The sequence below is a fragment of the Cognatiyoonia sp. genome (genome assembly GCF_965661665.1).
GTDB lineage: Bacteria > Pseudomonadota > Alphaproteobacteria > Rhodobacterales > Rhodobacteraceae > Cognatiyoonia.
In genome coordinates, this window is the sequence record NZ_CBFIEO010000014.1 from 63,682 (window position 1) to 84,788 (window position 21,107).

The 21,107-nt window shown below is 49.4% G+C and carries 20 protein-coding genes; 13 read left to right on the top strand and 7 right to left on the bottom strand.

Annotated elements, in window-relative coordinates; translation table 11 throughout:
• The 3 genes from ACTF5F_RS10460 to ACTF5F_RS10470 are packed head-to-tail and all read left to right on the top strand — an operon-like array spanning position 1 to position 2,568.
• On the top strand, positions 1-756 hold the full coding sequence (locus tag ACTF5F_RS10460) for an alpha/beta fold hydrolase (RefSeq protein ID WP_438956815.1): 756 nt from the start codon (positions 1-3) through the stop codon (positions 754-756).
• Complete coding sequence (locus ACTF5F_RS10465; protein ID WP_438956816.1) at positions 714-1,994, top strand: cytochrome P450; 1,281 nt, start codon at positions 714-716, stop codon at positions 1,992-1,994. Before ACTF5F_RS10460 ends, ACTF5F_RS10465 begins: the two co-directional genes overlap by 43 nt.
• Entirely contained in the window at positions 1,963-2,568 is a 606-nt protein-coding gene (locus ACTF5F_RS10470) for a hypothetical protein (protein WP_438956817.1), read from the top strand. The genes ACTF5F_RS10465 and ACTF5F_RS10470 overlap by 32 nt, the downstream gene beginning before the upstream one ends.
• Here ACTF5F_RS10470 and ACTF5F_RS10475 read toward each other — a convergent pair.
• Together ACTF5F_RS10475 and ACTF5F_RS10480 are read right to left on the bottom strand one after the other, a co-directional pair.
• Positions 2,534-3,391 carry an alpha/beta fold hydrolase gene (locus tag ACTF5F_RS10475; protein WP_438956818.1) on the bottom strand — a complete coding sequence of 286 codons (858 nt, stop codon included), beginning with the start codon at positions 3,389-3,391 and terminating at the stop codon, positions 2,534-2,536. The two genes, ACTF5F_RS10470 and ACTF5F_RS10475, sit on opposite strands and share 35 nt — an antisense overlap.
• A complete protein-coding gene (locus tag ACTF5F_RS10480; RefSeq protein ID WP_438956819.1) occupies positions 3,391-3,813 on the bottom strand; it encodes a hypothetical protein in 423 nt (140 codons plus the stop codon). The genes ACTF5F_RS10475 and ACTF5F_RS10480 overlap by 1 nt, the downstream gene beginning before the upstream one ends.
• A gap of 163 nt (positions 3,814-3,976) precedes the next feature.
• Here ACTF5F_RS10480 and ACTF5F_RS10485 point away from each other — a divergent pair, with 163 nt between their 5' ends.
• The gene (locus ACTF5F_RS10485) at positions 3,977-4,585 is read left to right on the top strand and encodes a hypothetical protein (RefSeq protein ID WP_438956820.1); all 609 of its coding nucleotides are present in this window, start codon (positions 3,977-3,979) and stop codon (positions 4,583-4,585) included.
• A gap of 72 nt (positions 4,586-4,657) precedes the next feature.
• Here the strand turns inward: ACTF5F_RS10485 and ACTF5F_RS10490 are convergent, their stop codons facing one another.
• Positions 4,658-5,722, bottom strand: a complete 1,065-nt coding sequence (locus tag ACTF5F_RS10490) for a DUF418 domain-containing protein (RefSeq protein ID WP_438956821.1) — start codon at positions 5,720-5,722, stop codon at positions 4,658-4,660.
• 360 nt (positions 5,723-6,082) lie between these two features.
• Between ACTF5F_RS10490 and ACTF5F_RS10495 the strand changes: the two genes are divergently transcribed.
• From ACTF5F_RS10495 to glf, 4 genes are all read left to right on the top strand, one after another.
• Complete coding sequence (locus ACTF5F_RS10495) at positions 6,083-6,670, top strand: TetR/AcrR family transcriptional regulator (protein WP_438956822.1); 588 nt, start codon at positions 6,083-6,085, stop codon at positions 6,668-6,670.
• A gap of 443 nt (positions 6,671-7,113) precedes the next feature.
• Entirely contained in the window at positions 7,114-8,145 is a 1,032-nt protein-coding gene (locus ACTF5F_RS10500; RefSeq protein ID WP_438956823.1) for a glycosyltransferase, read from the top strand.
• A gap of 342 nt (positions 8,146-8,487) precedes the next feature.
• Positions 8,488-9,171, top strand: coding sequence for a sulfotransferase (locus ACTF5F_RS10505; RefSeq protein WP_438956824.1), 684 nt, complete (start codon positions 8,488-8,490; stop codon positions 9,169-9,171).
• 18 nt (positions 9,172-9,189) lie between these two features.
• Positions 9,190-10,347 carry a UDP-galactopyranose mutase gene (gene glf / locus ACTF5F_RS10510; RefSeq protein WP_438956825.1) on the top strand — a complete coding sequence of 386 codons (1,158 nt, stop codon included), beginning with the start codon at positions 9,190-9,192 and terminating at the stop codon, positions 10,345-10,347.
• Between the two features lie 32 nt (positions 10,348-10,379).
• Here glf and ACTF5F_RS10515 read toward each other — a convergent pair whose 3' ends face one another.
• The 4 genes from ACTF5F_RS10515 to ACTF5F_RS10530 all read right to left on the bottom strand — a co-directional run bounded on the left by ACTF5F_RS10515 (position 10,380) and on the right by ACTF5F_RS10530 (position 14,544).
• On the bottom strand, positions 10,380-11,483 hold the full coding sequence (locus tag ACTF5F_RS10515; RefSeq protein WP_438956826.1) for a GSCFA domain-containing protein: 1,104 nt from the start codon (positions 11,481-11,483) through the stop codon (positions 10,380-10,382).
• A 17-nt stretch (positions 11,484-11,500) separates the two neighbouring features.
• A complete protein-coding gene (locus ACTF5F_RS10520) occupies positions 11,501-12,277 on the bottom strand; it encodes a hypothetical protein (RefSeq protein WP_438956827.1) in 777 nt (258 codons plus the stop codon).
• A 397-nt stretch (positions 12,278-12,674) separates the two neighbouring features.
• Entirely contained in the window at positions 12,675-13,409 is a 735-nt protein-coding gene (locus ACTF5F_RS10525) for a sulfotransferase family 2 domain-containing protein (protein ID WP_438956828.1), read from the bottom strand.
• Positions 13,410-13,632: 223 nt separating this feature from the next.
• Positions 13,633-14,544 carry an ABC transporter permease gene (locus ACTF5F_RS10530; protein WP_438956829.1) on the bottom strand — a complete coding sequence of 304 codons (912 nt, stop codon included), beginning with the start codon at positions 14,542-14,544 and terminating at the stop codon, positions 13,633-13,635.
• On the opposite strand from ACTF5F_RS10530, the gene ACTF5F_RS10535 reads away from it, so the two are divergent.
• The 5 genes from ACTF5F_RS10535 to ACTF5F_RS10555 all read left to right on the top strand — a co-directional run bounded on the left by ACTF5F_RS10535 (position 14,543) and on the right by ACTF5F_RS10555 (position 20,984).
• Positions 14,543-16,060 (top strand): hypothetical protein, encoded by a 1,518-nt coding sequence (locus ACTF5F_RS10535; RefSeq protein ID WP_438956830.1) that lies wholly within the window; start codon positions 14,543-14,545, stop codon positions 16,058-16,060. The two genes, ACTF5F_RS10530 and ACTF5F_RS10535, sit on opposite strands and share 2 nt — an antisense overlap.
• A gap of 14 nt (positions 16,061-16,074) precedes the next feature.
• A complete protein-coding gene (locus ACTF5F_RS10540) occupies positions 16,075-16,833 on the top strand; it encodes an ABC transporter ATP-binding protein (RefSeq protein ID WP_438956831.1) in 759 nt (252 codons plus the stop codon).
• Between the two features lie 343 nt (positions 16,834-17,176).
• Complete coding sequence (locus ACTF5F_RS10545; protein WP_438956832.1) at positions 17,177-18,760, top strand: glycosyl transferase; 1,584 nt, start codon at positions 17,177-17,179, stop codon at positions 18,758-18,760.
• Positions 18,761-18,777: 17 nt separating this feature from the next.
• A complete protein-coding gene (locus ACTF5F_RS10550; RefSeq protein ID WP_438956833.1) occupies positions 18,778-19,908 on the top strand; it encodes a hypothetical protein in 1,131 nt (376 codons plus the stop codon).
• An 11-nt stretch (positions 19,909-19,919) separates the two neighbouring features.
• Positions 19,920-20,984 (top strand): hypothetical protein, encoded by a 1,065-nt coding sequence (locus ACTF5F_RS10555; RefSeq protein ID WP_438956834.1) that lies wholly within the window; start codon positions 19,920-19,922, stop codon positions 20,982-20,984.
• The last annotated feature ends 123 nt before the right edge of the window (positions 20,985-21,107 follow it).

Below are 21,107 nucleotides of genomic sequence, written 5' to 3' on the forward strand. Positions count from 1 at the left end.
ATGTCACCTGATGGTAGAGGTCCGGAAGCTACTAGCGGCCGGGCCGTTTTTTTGCATGGTTACCCAGGACATCCGGCAGAGTTTGTTCCGCTTGCATCGCAGCTGGACACAAGTTGCGAACTGCTTGAGATGCCGTGGCTGGATGGATCCGCCACCAAGCTTGCTTTGATAGATATCGTAACGGCCCTTGGTAGAGACTTTCTTCAAACTCCAACCCATATTGTTGGCCACGATCTGGGAGCCGTAATCGGATGGTTTCTTGCCCATCTAGCACCGCAAAATGTACAATCGCTCATAATGATTGGTACACCTCGCCTCGATGTCTATCACGAAAATCTGAAACAGCTAAGAGCGCGTGGCTACCTTGACTACCGACAGGAGTTGGCAAACCATAAAACCGACAGCACGCTGCCGGACCAAATGAAACTTGCGGGAGCTGAAACTGAGGACGCCCACCTAGCTAAACGGCTTTCGGAAAACAGATCACTCACAAACCCACTTGCAATCTCATCTCTTTATCAGAACTTGGCAGACTGCCCCATTCCTCCAAGAGGTAGTGTGCGAAGCGTCCCACTCCTAAATATTATGGGTGGCGACGATCCTTATTTTCCACCCGAAATTTTGGAGGGTAGCTCCTCCGTGCACCCGCTACGCGGTAACACAGTCATATTGGAGAACGCCGGTCACTGGCCCCATTACACGCACACGACTTCATGCAAATCAGCACTCAATCGTTTTTGGAAGGCCATCGCATGAGCGCGTCAAATAAGACTCCAATTGACAGACAGGCCTCTGTATTTCTTAACCGTCTAGTGATCGCACTGTTTGATCGTGCAGCGAAACCTCCCAGTGAGCGGTCAGATCGGCTTGGGAAGCTGTTTGTTCTGGATGACGCCGACGATATAGAACGGGTTTTCAATGATCCAATAACATTTGAAAAGGATTTTTCATTGGTATCAGCGGTGGGCCCCAGCCGCTTCAACATGAATGGGATAGACTGGATCAATCTCCGTGCAAAGACACAACGACAGTACGCCAAGGCAGGAAAGCCAACTGCTGTACACGCCTATCAGGAGATATATCAAGAGGAGCTTCTCCGCGTCACAAACTGTCGTCCGCATCAGCTAGAAGATGCACTATCGCGAGCAGCACTCCGCTGCTTTTTTTCAGCGCTTGGTGTTGAAGTTGATCCGTCGATATTGCTTCGCCACTTTCTTGAACTGCGCCGCATGGTCGAGCTGCTGCAATATCGGTCGTGGATTCCCGCTGCAGATGGATCATCAGAACTGGAGGAAATCGAGATTGAATTATCCAGCATTCTCAGAAAATTGTGGCAAAGCTGTCAGGAAAGTCCGCCACTTATGAATATGTTCAAGCGGTTTTCGGTGCAGGGAGACCCATTTCCCCTGGAAACAGTTTTTACAGATTTTTTAACTAACATGTTTGCAGGGATTGAAACGACAACAGCCACCCTCTTGTGGATGGTCGATTGTCTGAGCAGAGGGTGTGACGTCCAACAGGCACTTCGCGAAGACGTAAACGCGGGAATTGATAAGCGGCTTGATGGATTCCGTGATGAGACCTTGCGACTATTCTCTCCTATCCCGTTCGTTGTACGAAAACTCGCAGCGCCATCAAGTTTTCGCGGCATTAGACTAGAGGCGGGTGAACTGATTATGGTTTCTATTGTCAGCTTGCATCGAGACCCGAAGTACTGGACTACACCTTTATCGTTTCGCGCTGCACGACCGGAGCATACTGATTGGACAGCGCTTTCCAAACGCTCATTCCGACCTTTCTTATCTGGTCCGCGTTCCTGCGGTGGTCGGCGAATTGCAGAAATGGAACTCAATATAGGGCTTAGGCTCATCTTAAAGCATTTCTTGCTTAGAAATGAAGGTCCCGACTGCGCTTTCCGATACTCCCTCGCATTTCGACCCCTATTTTCCAATGATCTAGTGATTGAGCGCATTGAAGCGAAGGCAGATGTATAGCGGCTCAGAGGTTATTGAATTCAACTTTGTCGGTTCGCGTCGCTATGTCCGGGCAGTTGATGTAGTGCGTAACATTGAGAAAATTATTGGCTGCCAGAGCGCTGAGTATGAATTTATAAAACCATTACGTTCAACCGCCGTCATCAGTTCCGAGGATAACGGTCAGGCGTGTGTTCGCATTGCACTCTCTGGTGAGCACAAGATGTATCTCATTGCGGAAGGCAATCGTTGTGACAGGGTTACTGATAGACAACACAAATGGGGTGAAATCTTCATTTTCCATTTCGGCAGCTTCTATTGTGCGATAGCGCCTTTGGGTATGAAATCAATCGACTTGATCGCCTTAAGCGTGGATAAGATCCACCCAACATTACCTCGTAGGTTCGTTATTTGCAGGATTGTTCGTATTCGAAACAAGATAGAGCGTAGGTTCGTTCTCTGGTTCAAGATAAATGCAGATCAAAGCATTGCAAAAATTGCATTCAAGTCATTTTTCCAAACTGTAACCCTAATTGAGTGCCGACACGTACGCTGGAAGACTAGCTTAAACAACGCCCTAAAAAGCCAGCAATAGTTAATATTTCCTCAGGCTTCATCAGTGAAGGTGGGTGCGGGGCCGACATTGACTTGATGAGAGTGATATTAGGGTTTGCTACTGCAATTTCATCGTTTAAGGGGCCACTTGCGTACGGGCTTTCAGTGCCAAAATTCATCAAAATAGGTGTCGGCGCATTCTTCAATAGGTCCACTACTGAAAATGGATTATTGGCGCGAAGGGTTTCTGCGAGTGCGGCATCGTAGTTCATTCGCCAGCCATCTACAACCTGCCTTACGCGGCTATCGAGAAACCGATTTCGCATGTTGCCCTGCAGAAAACCCATCGAACGAGTTTCCAGCACATGAGCTTCAGCCTCTTCGCGTGACGTAAAAATCATCTCTGCCTCAACTGCCAGTTTGTCGCGGAAATATTCGACGGTTTGATCCGCTTTGATTGAGCAGTCATTTAGAATAACGCCATGCGTGTTCCAGTTAAGAGAGGCCACGTGAGCAAGTGCCATCAATCCCCCCCAAGAAGTGCCAAGAAAACAATTGGCTGGGAGCTGGTAACGCTTCGTTAGATTGAGTGCTAGTAATTGCGTCCGCAAAGTGTACCGTCGTGGGTCAGACAGGAAAGTACTCTGGCCACGCCCAAACATGTCGGGCGCGATTACACGGTATCCAGACTGAACGAGCGTCTCAGCAAGCGGTGCAAAGTCGACACTTGTTCCTGCGAAACCATGAACACAAACGACTGATGCCTGGGGCGCATCGGGTTCCCAGATACGAACCACGACATCGACAAGATAGTCCCCAACAAGAACACCAACTGTCTCTTCCCTCTCTGAAATTGCGTGCATTATTCCACACTCACAATTTTGGAAGACGGAACTCTACCGTCCTGATAATATCGTTTCCAAAACACTGTGAGGCCCGGCTCTCGTTTTTTAGCATAACGTATCATGGGAAGGATAAAGCGTTTTTCGTCGATAGCAAAAACAGTTACGGCGATTGCTGTCGGGTCAGGGTGTGCTAGAAGTGGTGCGCCATTCTCCATCCAAGCTCTGCAATTTTCCTCGGAGGACCTAACCCAGCCCAAATAACCTACGACATGGTCGTTCTTAATGCAGACAAAATAACTATTCGCCTTCAACTGAAAGAGCACGCTCTTTGTCGTCGCGCCAAACTCAAATTCTGCAAAGGGTCGATGGTTCGAAAGGAACCTCAAAATAATCCCTAGACTGTAGGGATTGCTCGGAAGTTCAGCTAATTTGAAATCCATAAAAACCTCTTAACATAAGTCCAGAATGCTTCGAAATAAAATAACTAACAAGGGCCCGCGGTTTATCAACATTTATTAGGATAACCCAGGGGTATTTTCAGCCTACTTCGCTATGGGGCGCCTTGGTCGTGCCCGAAGGTTTGTGGGGGATCTGACCGATTACATGTTGTCGACAGCCCGGCGTCCTCTGCCGATTTTGTCGCTTGGTGCCAGCCTCTGTGCGATCGGCGCGCTATTGGGGCGGAAGTATCGCACCGAGAGCAAACAGCGCTCGAACCTGTCTGACGTGGGCATTGCGGACAGCGGCTCGGGCAAGAACCACGCGCGCGAGATCATCAACGAGGTCGTCTTCGAGGCGGGGCTGGCCAATCACTCTGGTGGCAACAAGATTGCCTCCGGCGCAGGCCTATTGACCACGCTGCACCGCCAGCCGGCGATCCTCTTCCAGATCAATGAGTTTAGGATGTTCCTGGCAGCGGCGGCCGACCGGCGGCGCAGTCCGCGTCATATCACAGAAATCCTCGACAGCATGAGTGAGCTTTACACGGCTGCGGGCGGGATTTTCCTCAGTGCGGAATACGCCAACCGTGATGGCTCGAACGAGCGGCGGGATATCAATCAACCTTGCCTGAAGGTCTATGGCACCACGACACCTTTGCACTTCGGGGCCATAACCAAGTCAGGCGACACTGGTACCGCGGCAGTGGTCGACGGATCCCAGACCATTCATTCGCTGCAGCTTGCAGCAATGACCGTGATGCGAATAAGTTGAGCTTTTGCTGCGAACGTTCCAATGAATGGCAGCATTGAAACTGGCATTCATTGTGGCTGCCGACGCTCAACGCTAGCCTGCCAGCCTTCGCATCATTGCTTCGATCGGTCCACGATTGAACCAGCGCGCCCAGATCAGTGCGTAGACCGTTGCTACGAAACAGAACAGGAGGGATGCCCCAACCGCCTGTGCAACGGTTTGCTCGCCTAGCATGCCCAAGGCTTCGAGCGTCCCCATGCCAACCAGAATGTGGGCTATGTAAAGCGTCAGAGTTTGCCGCCCCGCAGGGGTCAGCAAATGTAAAACTTCCAAAGCCTTCAGACGATCCGAGATCAGCAGGCAGCCCCCGACGACAATGCATGCAGCGCCAAGACCCGCGACGGTATAGAGCGGCATCGGCGGCACGGGGGCCGTGGACGCCAGTAGTACGAGTTCCGGGTCAATCTGTCCTAGCCGTCCCATAAGCCACGCGCTTACGCCCTCAGCGACGACGAAGGCAATCACACCCCCAAGGACCAGTTTCCATTGGGTTGCGCGTTCGGCAAGGGAAGTACGGCTGAGAATAATGCCGAACAGCAGAAACCCAAGCCACGGAATAACCGGATGCCAACCGTTGAAGAACAGGTTGCGAATGAAGCCTACAGGCGTCCAAAGACCAATATAGGTCAAGTTGTCCCAGTTCCAGCCTGCATCGTAGTTCAACTTCAGGATCATAACCATAAAAGTAATGTTGAGACCCAAAAGAACCCCTAAAAGCGCCGGCACACCCAAGGGTAATAGAAAGATACCAAACAGAAAATAGAACCCATAGTAATGGAGGATGTCAGCCTCAAAGATCATCATGTTCAAAAGGCCGATTATTAGCAGGAATAACGCACGTTTGATGGTAACAGAGACCGTCGGATCCAGCCCTTTCAGCCCCGCCAGTCCTAGCCCTATGCCTGCCAGAACAACAAAGGTAGCAGCTGCACGCCCCTCAAGGGCACTGGTCAGCAGGTTGAGAACACCGGTCTCCCCTTCAGCTCCCATAACGATCTTGAAATTCACGATGACCATGCCGACAAAAGCCAGGAAGCGCGCCAGATCGAGGCCTTCGAGGCGGTTGTTTTTAGGGGACTGCTGGGTCTGTTTCATCATTTCTGTCAAATCTGAAAATGGTGTTTTTAGCTGGTTGTCTGGCATCCGTTGGACGTCGGATATCTAAAGAAGCCGGGACAAAGGCGAGATCAGGGTGCGGTATCCGAGGCGTCAGACTTTTGGTCGGGAGTGAAGTAGAGAAACCAAAGAAGCCAGATTGCGCCTGTGAGATCCCACCATGATCCATCTGCGGAAAAGACCTCGAGCAGCTTTGGAAGCTCTCAGGAACCGATCATGCCTAGAAACCCAAGATACTAGCGCTTTTGAACATCATGGTTTTCCTTTTCTTTACATCAAACCTAATTTTATGAACGAACGATCGTTCTTGATTTATTCACCATACGTAAGAGCGTCAAGCCGTTGCATGAGACCGAAACCTCTATCCATCCACGCAAGCTCGAAATCACCCAAGCTGCGGTGACTTGTTTTCTGGAGCATGGTTATCATCAGACTGGCGTCCGCGATATTGCCAAACAGGCTGGGATCAGCCTGGACAATCTCTACAACCATTTTAAAGGCAAGGATGCAGTTCTCGCCTTTATCGCCGATTTGGAGGGAAAGGAGCTATCCGGCTTCATCAAACTTCTGTCAAATCCTGACGATCCTCGGGCAGCAATGGAACAGCTCATTGATCAAAACGCAGCCTATGTGGGGCGCCCTGACAATGCGTTACTCGGCGTTGAAATCCTGACAGAGGCATTGCAAAATCCGATCATTGCCGAGATTTCCGGCGCAAATCAAAGCGGATTGATTGATGTCTTGGTCAGTTGCCTAAATAAGGGCGCCAAATCGGGCATTTTCGTACGGTATGATGATCCGCGCGTTGTGGCCTGCATGGCGCTCGACGCACTTGAGGAGTTGGGCTTGCGCGGGCTGTCAACGGACAAGCCAAGCGAACACGCTATAAGGTCTATTCGGTCGCACATCATCAGCGGTTTGGAGGCCTAGTTGCGAAAAAGTGGACTTCAATGCACGCCGCAGCATTCCGCATTAGGCTCAAGGCGGTCGTTCGGTACAAGCTGTGCCAATGACCTTTGTGCGGACTGGGCCACCATACACCAAGTCCAAGGCGATGTCCGCTCGTCGTTTCAAAACTGTTCCGGCACAGGTTTTCTTTGATATCTGTTCAGTCCGAAAAGGAACGACCCGACAAATGGAGTCGATATTTTCCAACCAAACGAAAACAGAGGTGGCCCGACAAATCTGAACAATTGAGTCAGGTGTATTTTCCGCTCCTGATCCGGCAGCTTTGTCGGGACGAAGGAGTGAGCATGGCAAGACGACCGAGACGGAACTACAGTCCCGCATTCAAGGCGTCAGTCGGTCACGGGCATATTTGACAAACATAATGGTCATCCCAGACGAAACGGATTAGATACGCCGCTAAGTAAATGGTTCAGAAGAATGCCGGGTCGAGGATGGAAAGTGTTGGTACAGCGATCAGAACGCGGCGGCTTGTTGCGGTTGTTGTAAGCTTCAATCGTTTAGAGAAGCTAAAGGTGACACTTTCTCGGCTTTGTGAATCAGACGCACAAACTCTCGCTGCAATTGTCGTTGTTGATAATGCGTCGACGGATGGAACACAGGCGTGGTTGCAGGGCTGTGATGATCCCAGACTAGATGTAATACTAAGCCCAAAGAACACAGGCGGGGCAGGGGGATTTGCTCAGGGCTTGGAGCGCGCATTGGACGCGCATGACTCGGACTGGCTTGTGGTCATGGATGACGATGGACGGCCACAGCCAGGAGCGCTGGAGACGTTTCACGATTTGGATCCAGAAGCCAAGGGGTGGGATGGCTTAGCTGCAGCGGTGTTTTTTCCAGACGGTGAAATTTGCGAAATGAACAGGCCCAGTCGAAACCCGTTCTGGAGCAAGGTCGTGTTTTTCCGGACTGTGATTGGGTTGGGCGGGCGAGACGGGTTTCACATTGCGCCTGGACACTATGAAGCGAACGAACCCACAGACATTGATATCACGTCATTCGTAGGTTTTTTCGTATCCGCTCAGGCGGCGCGGGCTGTTGCGTTGCCAGATCCGAATTTGTTTATCTACGGGGATGACGGCATTTATACATTGGGGTTGTCCCAACGCGGATACCGTTTGGTGTTTCATCCCGCAATCAGATTTGACCATGACTGTAGTACGTTTGAAAGCCAGGATAATCGGAAATTTAACCGGCTTTGGAAGGTGTATTATTACCATCGGAATTTGCTGATCTTGTATCGTATGGCGGCAGGCTGGGCATTCTGGATTCCCCTTTTGATTGTGGTGCCCAAATGGGTTTTTCGAGGGTGGCAACACAAAGGAGAAGCCCGGACCTATTTTCGGCTGCTGCGTCAGGCGGTTTGGGACGGGTTACTCAATGACCGCAGCAAAACTCATCGGGACGTTTTAAAGGTTGCTGAAGGGAACTCTGATTAAGAACATCTGAACAGGCGATTGTTCGTTTATATTTGAGACTGGGCGTTGCTCGGTGAATTAGATAGATGTTGCGCGGAACTTACAAAGGTATGAACATATGAAGACTGACGTGCTGTATATCGCTGGTGCTGGGCGGTCTGGATCTACCTTTCTTTCAATGCTGCTGTCTCAACATGAAAAAGCCTTCAACATAGGACAGATCCGAGATTTGCCTGAGGCCTTTATGAAGGGCTCGCACTGTAGTTGCGGGCACAGCGTGCCTGACTGCCCTTACTGGGGTTCGGTTGTTTCAAGGCTGACAGAAAAAATGGGGATGAATTCCTCGAAGCCATTTCTGTTGGCATGGAGGCTTATGGAAAAGACGCGGCGGCTGATACAAATTGGGATAGCGCCTCTGTCCGGAGCAAATTGGCGCAGAATAACAAAGACTTTCTTGACCTGTATGGAGACTTGTATCGCGTTGCTGCAGATCGGGCAGGGCGCGCGATGTTAATTGACAGTTCCAAGTCGGTTGATCTGGCACTTGCATTGTCTTTGATACCGGACATCAACCTTAAGGTCTTGAACCTTGTTCGTGATCCGCGCGCTGTTGCGGTTAGTTGGTCTAAAGTTTTGAAACGCCCAATGGTCTTGCGCCGGCGGACGCGGAATTGGGCAGGGCGTCAGAAACGTTTGGCTTTGTTGAGGGATTTTGCTCCGCAACAGTTCATGCAAATGCGGTACGAAGACTTTACCCTTTCACCGAAGCAAGGGGTGGCGGATATCCAGACATGGGCAGGTTTGGATGAAGACATCTCGTTTTTTGTTGGGCCTCATGATGCAAAAACGAGTTGGGATGATGCGCATCTGTTTCCCCCGGCAAATGCGACCGTTCTGAAAGAGCGACGGGAGCGGATTCATATCTCCCCGGCCGAAGTATGGAAGCATCCGTCAAATTCACAGCTGCATCACATGGCAGAAGAGGTCACATTTCCTTTTGCTGAAACGCTGGGCTATGAGCGCCGTGGCACTCATTTTTACGAGTAATTTTAGTCAGGAATAAGCATGACGACACAACGGGTTTTGATGGTTGGGGCGGGTTTGTCCGGTGCCGTGATCGGCCGGGAACTGGCCACAGCGGGATATAAGGTGTTGGTCATGGACAGCCGGCCGCATATTGCAGGCAACTGTCATACGGAACGCGATCCAAAAACAAATGTTATGGTGCATGTTTACGGACCTCATATTTTTCATACCGATGACGAAGAGGTTTGGGATTACGTAAACAGATTTCAGACGTTTAGAGCCTATAAGAACCGTGTCAAAACCACGACCCGTGGAGGGGTGTATTCCCTGCCGGTCAACCTGCACACTATCAACCAATTCTTTGGCAAGACCCTACGTCCCGAAGAAGCGTTTGAGTTCATAACCCAAGAGCAGGCAGATTTGAGCATTGAAGATCCCCAAACCTTTGAAGAGCAGGCGTTGCGCTTTCTGGGTGCGGATTTGTATGAGGCCTTTTTCAAAGGCTACACCGTGAAACAATGGGGATGTCATCCCTCTGAATTGCCGGCGTCGATTTTGAAACGGCTACCCGTGCGGTTCAATTACGATGACAACTATTTTTTCCATAAATACCAGGGTATGCCGGAAAATGGCTACACCGACATGGTCGCGAAGATTCTGGACCACCCAAACATTGAGGTACAGTTGAGCACGACGTTCACCCGGGCACAGTGCGATGGGTATCAGCACGTGTTCTTTTCTGGCCCAATTGATGGTTACTTCGATTATGAACTGGGGCGTCTGGGCTATCGGACGCTGGATTTCGAAAAGTTTTCATGTGACGGGGATTACCAGGGGTGCGCAGTTATGAATTATGGTGAAGAGAGCGTCCCTTACACTCGTATCACCGAGCATAAGCATTTTAGCCCTTGGGAAAGCCATGTAGGATCTGTCTGCTACCGCGAATATTCCCGTGCTGCCGGCCCAAAGGACATTCCGTATTATCCTATTCGGCAAGTCGAGGAAAAAGCACTCTTGGCTGACTATGTCGCACTTGCGCAGAAAACCAATAACGTAACATTTGTTGGACGTCTTGGAACCTATCGATATCTGGATATGGATGTTACGATCCGCGAGGCATTGGATACGGCAAATGCCTATATCATGGCTAAAAAAGCTGGAGAGATTACGCCTGCGTTTCTTGTTTTACCACTTTGAGAGGCAAACCCTTTACGCGTTGGTTTTACCACTTATTTCTTGTTGAACGCGTCCAGTAGAATTTCTTCACACACCAAATCGTCAGACGCGGTTTTGCGTTTTCTTGCTTTGTTGTTCGGTTTTTTGGTGGCGGGCTCTGAGCTGCCATGCGGATCGTGCTGTGCGAAGAAATAGCTCATTACGTTTTGAACGCCTTCGTCGAGAACAGAACGCAGGTTTTCAGCGAAAAACTGCCCGCCGCTCATTGGGGCCGTAATGAGCTCGTAAGACGGAAAGTAGTCGATGTTTTCATATGTGGCGACCAATTCACCGCAGACGGCTCTTAGAACGGATTTAGAATAGGTGGTGGCGCTCAAAATATGTTCGCTACTTGCAGTTGCTGTGAGGGGAACAGGGGAAACAGTCACAAGTATTTTGAGTTTGGGGTTGATCTTCATAAGCGTCCGGTAGACCACTTTGAAATCGTCAATTGTTTCTTGGTAGCTCAGGTTGCGAAAGTGATATTTCTTGTCAGAGAACTCACCCGCTATTATGCCTGGGCAAACAGGATACACGGTACCGGTTTCAATGTTTTCCCAGGTTTCGGTCAGACCGAGAGTGAAAACAAACACGTCCATCGTCCGAAACATTCGGCGGACTTGTCGCAGGTGGGCTAGACGCATTTCCTGCACTTCTTTGACAGATGCGAGGCCGTTTGGTTCGATGTTCGGTCGTAAACCGTCATAGTAACGGCCGTCTTTTTCGAAGATATCTTCCACACGCACCGCACCACGTTTTTGGAACGGCTTCCCGGAATTGGTGTAATTAGGAGCGCGGCAATCGTCGAGGAGTTGGCGAAGCTGGCGGGTCGTGTAAATGTTGCCATAACGTGCGGAATATGTCGCAAAACCATACTTTTGCGCCAAAGTGGTGCTCATCTGAGGCAGGGGGGGCTCAACGTCTATGATTGGAAAGCCTCTTGCTTTCATATGTCGCGCTACGTGCTGTGCGAAACAGCTGCCTGCGGTTGCGATCTTGTCCGTTTTGGAAATTTCGAAGCGCTTTGTGTAGAAACCTTCAAGGTCAAACGGTGTTTTTTCCGCAACCCCGGTCCGCCAATAGGATTTCGATGGAAGAGACTCGTAAGGATGTTTCATTACAATGACCTTTCCAGCTACTCTGCAAACTGTTCCAAGAAGTTTCGGATGTAGGCAACGCCATAGGACGCGTTCATATGTTTGTGGTCGTCGATTCCGTGTTCTTCGTCTGGCGCCATGAGGCGCGTTGACCGGACACTGTACTTAGATTTCGTAAGCAGTTCGTTAAGAACCGTTTCTTCGGGTTGTGGAAAAAACGTTGCCGAGGCAGGCAAAACGGTCTCGATTCCGCGGTGCAGAATGCTCCATAAACGGTCCCGATCTTTTTTGTTTTTACCTAGCTCAATATAAGCTTTCGCGACTTTATCTTTCTTCTTCGAAACGTCTGTACTGACCAAAGGTTTAAACGAAACAAACACGCTCGAGGCTTTCGCATTTCCTAGTACGTTGAGGACATGTTGAAGCGGTGATTTTTCAAAAATCTCTATCCAGCTCTCCAAATATGCGTCTTCGGAAACGTAATGTTGTGTTCTGGAGGAGGTGCTTTGACCTGGCAGAAGATGCTCTCTTTGGTGTTTTACGAAGGGGTGGATCAGAAGTCCCATACCGACGCATAAGATTGCATCGAAATCTTCTATGTCAATCGATCCATATCCACCCAACTGCTCTACTTTTTCGCGGGGTAAATCCTTCTTTATCGACAGCACTGAACCGTCGTTTGTCAGTTGCCGCATTCCGCTACGGGCCGCGGCAAAGAACACAATTTCGACATCTGGGTATTCTGAACTTATCTCGTCCCAGCCGAGTTTCATTGCACCAACGTGAGAATCACCAATTATGCAAATTTTCTTCATAAATGTGAGCTCCTTGAAGCTACTGTTCAGCGGCGCGCGGGCCCAGACACTTGCTCAACACTCTCGCAGCGAAAAACTGCTGGAGTGATCCCAAAATCAAGATTTCTCGACTTTGGTGATTTTTAATCCGCTGCGTTTTGCGGCGCGAACGCCTTTCATGACTTTGTCAAGTTGAGCTGTTCGGACGGCTTTCCGAACAGAATCGATATTTTCGTTGCTTGCTTTTGGGTTTTCAACTTTTAACTCATGCATCCAAATGTTGCGGGCGATTACACAGGCAGCCTGACGGGCTGCGCTTTAGTTTTTTTTAACTGGTTCTGACATTGGCTAATTACTCCAAGATGTTTCGATGTGGTGGAGCACTGTATTCTAAGACCGAAATGCGGACATGTATTTTCTATTTCTCATTTGTTAGTTGTGCGCGCTCTGCCCGCCGTTTTTTACGCAAGCGCTTTCTTACAATTGGAATAGTCTTGATGGTTTCAAATAGAGCCTCAGGCGTGCTTGCGCTGCTCTGATAGAGATCAAAATCATCCTTGAAAGTTTCCGATTCATTGATCTTGGCGCGTAGCTCGTCTGACATCACTGCGTTGGAGGGCGTTGGACTGATGTTCTTTCGTTCCATTGTAGTGGGCGCCTCGATAGCGAAGGCATCAAGTAAAACCGGCAAAAGACTATCTACGGCTTCGACTTTGATCAAAGTGCCTACCTCTATCTCTTTCGTATCCCCAATTAGGAACGACTTTTGCGTTTCAATTTTATATTTGGGTTCAGGGTTTTCTCCAATCGCCCCGAAAGCGAATTCCTCAAAGGTTATGTCGCCTGTGTAATTCTGTTTGATACGGCTATTTTTGCTTGCCTTCGCAATTTGGTCGCGCTGCCGATATTTGTACCAGCTAAGCAAACGGTCAGCCGGATCACGCGTAACCGCAAAAAAGTGAGGTTTCTCGACTCCTTTGATTTCCAAGAATGGCAAAATATAGCGTTCGACCAAGCGGTATTTTGTGTGCTTAAGGCCGGTTGTACCACCAACAAATATCCCCTTCTTTCCGGAAAGGGCCGCCTCGATCGTGGTTGAAGCACATTTAGTAACGGAAATAAAACCAAGACCCTTGTTGGGTAGAACTATCATTTTTCAATTCTCCTGTCGGAAGGTCGGTACATGATGTCCACAGAGTAAGGCTGATGTGAAACGGCCATTGCCATAGGTAGAGTTATGTCATTTATACCAGCGGATTGTGCAATTTTGATCAAAGGAAAACATCCGCTCACAAAGACAGGCTACAGGTGACATTCGACGTAACAGGGCGGAAAGAAAATGGCAAACGGCTGCTTTGTGTTGCGCGCCTTCTATATCAACGGGCCAAAAGCCGCGCACGCCCTTGGGTAAGCAAAAGTAGGCCTATGATCGACAGGATTAACCCTACCGCGAGCGGGTAGAGGGGCTCGACATGATGTGCGGGATAGTCGTGGTAAAATCCGGTGCGGGACATCGCAACAATGTGCACAAGCGGATTGTAGATGAGCCAAGCATCGAAAGGTTGCGGGACTTGTTCGAAAGAATATATCACGCAAGACAGAAGGAAGAGGGGTGTTGTTGCTATGCTCCAAATATGTCGCCATGTTGGGATCACGCGGAACAAATATGCGTTCACCGTACCAACGCCGAAACCGAGCAATATCGCCAGCGCCATAGCGCAAAGAATGGGTTGGAAATTAAGAACGGTTTTTGTGTCCCAAAAACCTAAAATGGCAGCGTAGATCCCTAGGCCGACCAGGGTTTGTATCAGTATCACGAAGACCAGTCTTGAAAGGATGCAATCCATGACAGAGATCCGCGGATACTTCAGGATCCTCCGATTTTCTTTGATAGCATTTCCAAGTCGGCCATTGATTGCTGTGAACATTGAAAATGGGACGACTCCGGTTGCATAAAAAATTGCAAAGACATCACCAATTGGCGGGTTTCTGAAGCCCGCTGAAAAAATAGTGGTCGCGACAATGATCGATGCAAGTGGGCTTACGAATGCCCAAGCAACGCCGCCAAAGGCGTTCGCATTATTGGTCGCAAATTCCCGCAAGAGCAGGGCCAGAATGGATCGAAATGTTGTCCCTCGCGGAAATGCGACGGGTCGAAGCTTGGCTTGTGAAGTGCTTAGCGACACGTGGACCTCGATTGGTTTGGCACATAAACGCCCAGTATTATTGACCTCTAGGGGGGGTGTATGCAAGTAGTAAGCGGCAATGAGGAAGAGCTGATCGGTCATGAAACAGAAGCCAGAAACCGGCTCCAACGCGCAAACAGATGCGTCGCAGACTGAAGATCAAGACGCTGGCGCTGCGGTGGAAGATGACACGGAAGAGACGACATCTAGCGATATGAAAGAGCCCAAAGGCAAGCGAGGCCGAAACCGAAACAGGAATTCGATCAACCGCTCTGACGAAGACGAGACTGAGCAAGTTGACCCGTTCGCCAATATTACCCGAAAACAGCTGAAGTCCGCTCTGGGTGAGGATTCAGATATCCGCGCTAAGGATATGATGCGGGCAATCCGTCAAGCAAATACCCCTGAGGAAGCCTTGGCCGGAATGGCGTCCAAAGCCGCAGAGCAAGGCGAGCGGATGGCAATGACAAAAATTGTCCCGCCAACTGTCAGCCAAGCCAGGATCCGGTTTCGTCATTTCCTAGTTTTACTGTCGTTTCTAATTGTTGTGGTTTCTCCGACTGCGGCGGCTTTTTGGTATTTGACGGAACGGGCAGTGCCTCAATTTGCATCGATCACAGCTTTTTCGGTTCGACAAGAAGACCACAGTTCGCCAACGGATGTATTGGGAACAGCATTTGGTTTGACGAATACATCCACCAATGACACGGATATATTGTATGATTTTTTGACCAGCCAAGAGGTTGTTTCAGCTATTCGTAAGTATCGGGATTTCGAAGAAATTTGGACTGGTGCCGGGTCTGATTGGGAGACAGGGGATCCGATTTTTGCGATGCCGCGCGGTGGGACCATTGAAGAGCAGACCGCCTACTGGAACCGGATGGTGTCGGTGTCCTACGATACGTCTGCAAGCATTTTGGAAGTGCAAGTTTTGGCGTTCGACCCGGATGCGGCGCAAATGATTGCACAGGATATTCTGAACGAGAGTACAAGTATCATTAATAAGCTCTCTTCGATCGCGACACAGGATGTTTTGAGGTATGCGCAAGAAGATCTCGAGACGGCTGAAGCGGAACTTCGCACGGCGCGTGGAGAGCTCACAAATTTCCGCAATCAGTATCAAATTGCGTCAATCGATTCCGATATTGCGCTGACCACCGGGCCATTGAACGCGCTGACACAGCAGCTTGTGGAGGCCAAGATCGAAAAAGGCCTTTTGGGTCGCGACACCAACCAAAGAGATCCTCGTTTAATCCAGATTAACGCACGGATTGAGGTTATTGAGCAGCAAATTGAAGAAGAGCGCTCTAAATTAGGGGCTGCGGCGGGCGATGATGAAGGATCTGTGCTGTCCAACCGTATCGCTGAATTTGAACGGCTAAATGTCGAGCTCAAGTTTGCTGAATCTTCTTACGAAAACTCTCTTGCAGCGTTTTATGCGGCACGTGCTGATGCAAACCGGCAGTCGGTGTATCTTGCAGCACACAAGAACCCGACGCTTGCCGAACGCGCCGATTATCCAAAGAAGTGGTTAATTTTGGGTTTGATTGCGGGTTTGTGTTTTGCGCTTTGGGGTATCTTTGCCCTAATGGCCTTGAGCCTCAGAGATAGGCGCTGAGCCGCGGAGTAATTATGATACTCTTAGAAAACTTGCGTAAAAGCTTTCCAACGCGGGGTGGTCGCCATGTTATTTTTGACCACGTGAATGCTGTGTTCCCGACGGGAGAAAGTGTTGGCCTTTTAGGTAGGAACGGAGCAGGTAAATCGACGTTGCTCGATTTAATCGCAGGTGTTGAAGAAATCGATCGTGGGCGCATTTTGACAGATGGGAATATTTCCTATCCTGTCGGTTTTTCTGGCGGTTTCCATGGGATGATGACCGGCATTCAAGCGGCCCGGTTTGTTGCCCGCGTTTATGGGGCCGATACGGATGAGATTATCCGATTTGTCGAAGATTTTTCAGAGCTGGGGAGCCAGCTTCGGCAACCTCTTCACACGTTTTCTTCGGGACAAAAGTCGCGACTGAGCCTCGCGGTGTCCATGGCCATTCCGTTTGATATTTATCTGGTTGATGAAATTGGGGCCGTTGGGGATGAGAATTTCAAAATGAAGTCTCGTGCACTGATCTACGACCGGATGGAGAACGCTGACATTGTCATGGTCGATCATGGTATGAAGAAAATTCGTTTTTTTTGTTCGATGGGCGCGGTCATTCACGAAGAAAGACTGCATATTTTTGACGATATTGAAGAGGCGATTTCATTTTATGGGCATATCAATCAGCTGACGAAAGGAAGTGAGAAACGAAAGAACATTCAAGCCGCCAAAGCGCCTTGGGTGACGCGGGTCGTTGAAGGGTTGCGAGGACGCGCACGGGTTGAAGATGAATAGGGATAGAGCCCTCTGCCCATTGTTGTCTTCTTCGGCACCTTTTACTGACGACGCCGGTTAGATAGTTTTTTTGACTTTTGTTTCTCGGGACGTGGAATTGCACACACTACAAACATTCATTTGGCCGCAAGATCGGGTTTGGTCTGATCATGAGCTTTTCTTTGAACGGCGGGGGGATGTTGCACTACGGCCTGATGGCGGGCTCTCCATTGGGCCGCGGGATTGGATTCTATTCAATGGATGGTTTAATGTATTCAGCCTTGGCACTTGGCAGACCCGGTGCGACTTAGGGAGCCTGTTTCTCGTCGTAGAGGGAGAGGGCTCGTGTTTTCTATCCATTGGATTGGACAACAAAACAGGGCAGTGCGGGTCTTGGACTTACGAAACCGAACTCACGGCTGGTCAGCCGCAGGTCTTTAATCTGCAAGAGTTCGTTTCATTTTCACATGGTGATATCCTAACCGCTGATTGCGGCGTCTTGAGCTGTCGGATTAGATCACAAGAAACCGAGAAATCATTACGCATTGATCGCATGGCTTGGGCTACCCACGATGCACCAAAGCGGCGTCCGGATCTTACGTTAAGTGTGACGACCTTCAAACGAGAGGAGTCGGTGCTGCGAGCTGCGAAACGGTTTAGCGACTTTCGAGAGACCTCTGATCTGAAGCAATACCTTCAAATGCAGATTGTGGATAATGGGCAAAGCATTCCGCCGGATCAGCAGCTTGAAGGCGTCGATGTTTTACATAGCCCAAACCTTGGTGGGGCAGGGGGTTTTACACGTGGCTTCTTAGAAGCGCGGGATCGCGGTGCATCACACGTTCTTTTTATGGATGATGATGCTTCAATCCAAATGGAGACGCTTGAACGGACTTGGAATTTTCTGGCCTATGCTTGTGATGATGCGACCGCCATTTCCGGCGCCATGTCGACAGATCAGTTCCCGTGGGCATTGTGGGAATATGGCGCAAGGTTTTTCAAGAATTGTCTGCCTTTGCATGGCGGTGTTGATCTGCGAAAGTGGAAAAATGTTGTCGACATAGAGTGTTCCGTGGCGGGGGCGATGCCGCCTCATTTATACGGTGGATGGTGGTTTTTCGCATTCCCTGTCGCGCAGGTGGACCATTTGGCTTTTCCATTTTTCGTGCGCGGCGATGACGTAAGTTTTTCTTTGGTGAACTGTTTTGAAATTGTTCGTCTGAATGGCGTCGTTTCCTATCAGGAAAGTTTTATCGAGAAAGAAAGCCCGTTGACGTGGTACTTGGATCTTCGGAGCCACATGGCACATCACCTTTCGATCAAAGAGATGGAGATTGGGCCACTGGCGCTTGCAACCATCGCATTAAAATTTTTTCTCAAGAACATCGCAAAGATGCATTATTCCTCAGTCTCAGCCGTAAACTTGGCGGTTGAAGATGTTTTGCAGGGCCCTGATTTCTTTGCTGAAAACATAGACATGAGTGAACGACGCGCAGCCATCAAGGCGATCACTCGTGAAGAGGCCTGGATCGAGCGAGATGAGAAAAACACATTGGGCGCAATCCAAACGCAGCCGAAGCCGACGGTATTTCGCTTGCTGATGAAGCTCACGTTGAACGGACACCTTATTCCCGGGTTCAAAGTGTTCGGAGCAAAGCAATCGGTCGTTGGCGATAATCGGGGCGCGCTTGGAATATACTGGGGTGTTTCTAAGATGACGGTTTTTTCGGCCGACAAAAAAAAGATGTACCAGGTCCGCCATTCAAAGGGTCGAGCCTTTGAAGAAGGCGTGCGTTTGGCCCGAAACCTTTTTCAGCTTGTCTGTCGTTATTCTGATCTCAAGAAAGAGTATCAGGATAAATACCCCATTTTGACCGGCGAGCCATTCTGGCGAGAGCAATTCGACCAGTCTATTGAGGTGCGCGATGCCGCATCCAAAAAAGAGTAAGTTGTAAGATGTTCGGGATGTCAAAAAAACCTAAATTGGTCCTATTCATTGGACATCACAAAGTCGGATCGACTTCGATCCAGGACTATTTTGCGCGCAATGCTCCGGTGCTGGCTAAGGCCGGAATTCTTTACCCCTTTGTAGATTTCCAAGGCCTGTCCTATTTGGCTTCGGGGCTGGCTAAGCCACATCCTGACGAAGACCATTTGCCCATCAATATCCGCGAACCCCATAATGCACTTGCGTTTCGGATGATGGCAAATATGGATGATGAACGTAAAGTTCCCGCGTATCACCAAAATCTGCCATCGCTCCGCCAAATGGAAAATGCGTTACCTCAACAGATCACAATGTTTGATCCGCATACTGTCGTTTTGGCAGCAGAGGTCTTTTCAAATTTCAGCGTACGCTCACCAAAAATGATCGGTCGACTTCTGAAGCTGTTTTCTGATTTTGATATAACGTTGATGCTGACCCTGCGCCGCATCGATGAGTATCTTGTTTCTTGGCATGGCCAACGATTGAAGTTCGGAAACAAACTTCCGCGGCTTTCAAGCGACGGTCTGAATGAATATGCGCCAACCATTCATTTCAACTACAAGCTCCTTTTGCAAGGTTGGCTTGATGCAGCACCGGATGCAAATGTGATTATCCGAAATTACGCTGATGTGCGCGCTGCGGGCGGCTCTGTTGCAGATTTGATTGCTCAAGCAGAGCTTCAATTGCCAAAAGGCATGTACAAAGAACGTTGGCAAAATGATAGTTTGCATCGCGGGGTTTATGAGCTTGCGCGGCGTGGAAACAATACCTTGAAACGACCGTTTTCTGGTCGGTTCCGGTCGGTGCTAAGCGATATGACACCTGACTTGGACCTACCTGCTTCCCATGAGATCGAGCTTTTCGGCGCTGACATGCGCGCGCAAATTATGGATGCCTTTCATCCGATTGATATAGAACTTGGACAAATTTCCGGAAAAGAAAATGCGTTCTTTAATGATGAGAACTCAGTCCTGAAGGTACTGCCAATTGACGAAAAAGAGGTGTTTGAAAGCGCGCGAGATCAATGTGTTCGGGCGTGGCCTAAGACTGAAAAGGCATCCGAACAAATCGCCTTTCTGAAGTCATTAGAATTTCAGACAGCGGATTAGAGTGATTGTGAATGATTAAGACACTTGTAATTCACCTTGGTGATACGAAAACTGGTTCAACCGCCTTACAATCCGTATTGAGGTCGGGCAGATATACAACGCCCAGCGGACAGACGGTTTTTTATCCTGGCGAAAGCCTCAATCAGAACCGCATGCCCAATGCGGTGGCACAAAGCAGCCAGTCACGCATTTTTTCTTCTGTCGCCGAAGAGTTCAAAGCGAGTGAGTGCGATTTCGGGGTCATTTCTGCCGAGTTGTTTCAAGCTGTGGACCCTGAGGATCTGAAGCACGCCTTAGAACAGGAAATGCCGGATTTTATCGATCGACTGCGACTTATTTCTTATGTACGCCCACATGCAGAAAAACTGGTCTCGACCTTTTCGGAACAGGCCAAGTTTGGGAAGGTTGCAGATGATTTGCGCAACCATTTTAAGAACACGCGCAGTAAGAAAAAGTTTCATTATGCGCCTCGGTTTGAAAAATGGCGGAGCACCTTCGGTAACAAGTTTTCACTGCGATTGTTCCAGAGAAATGCACTTGTGAATGGGGATGTAGTCGAAGATTTCTTTCAATGGATGTTGGGAGAGGCGGGAACGAAAGTGAACGCACAACAACTTTCGAATTCCGCATTGACCGCAGGGCAAATCGCGCTTTTGAGACGGTTTCACGATCTTTTACAGCGCCAAGGGTTTTCCAAGGATAAAGGCCGCATGCCAGCTGCTGTGGCACGTGCGTTGGTTGCGCAGTTCCGGATCTCTGGGCTTGCTGAAACGTCTGAAAGAGTAACTCTGCCGCCGAAATTGGTGACAAGTATTCAATCTACCTACAGAAAAGACGCCGCGGAATTAGACGAGATGTTTTTCGAAGGGACCCCAATGTCTCATGCGCTGGAGGCTGTGCCAGAAAAATTGATTGGCGTGAACAAGGATTTCGAAGCTTCGAGATTTTTTTCAGAAGAAACGCTTCAGGCTTTCGATACCATGGCTCAGATGAGTATTCTGCTCATGGGTGAAAATAAGAAGCAGCTCCGGAAACGCGCAAATCAAGTGAGAGCCAAAACAAAACTTAAACGTTAGTTGGACTGGCTTTCGGCCGGATACTGGAGATATGGCAAGATAGGTGTCACATCGCTTTCTTCCTGATAATGGTCAAACGGATAGCCGAAGATCGTCATCAAATCGCCAAGCTTCTTTTCGGTC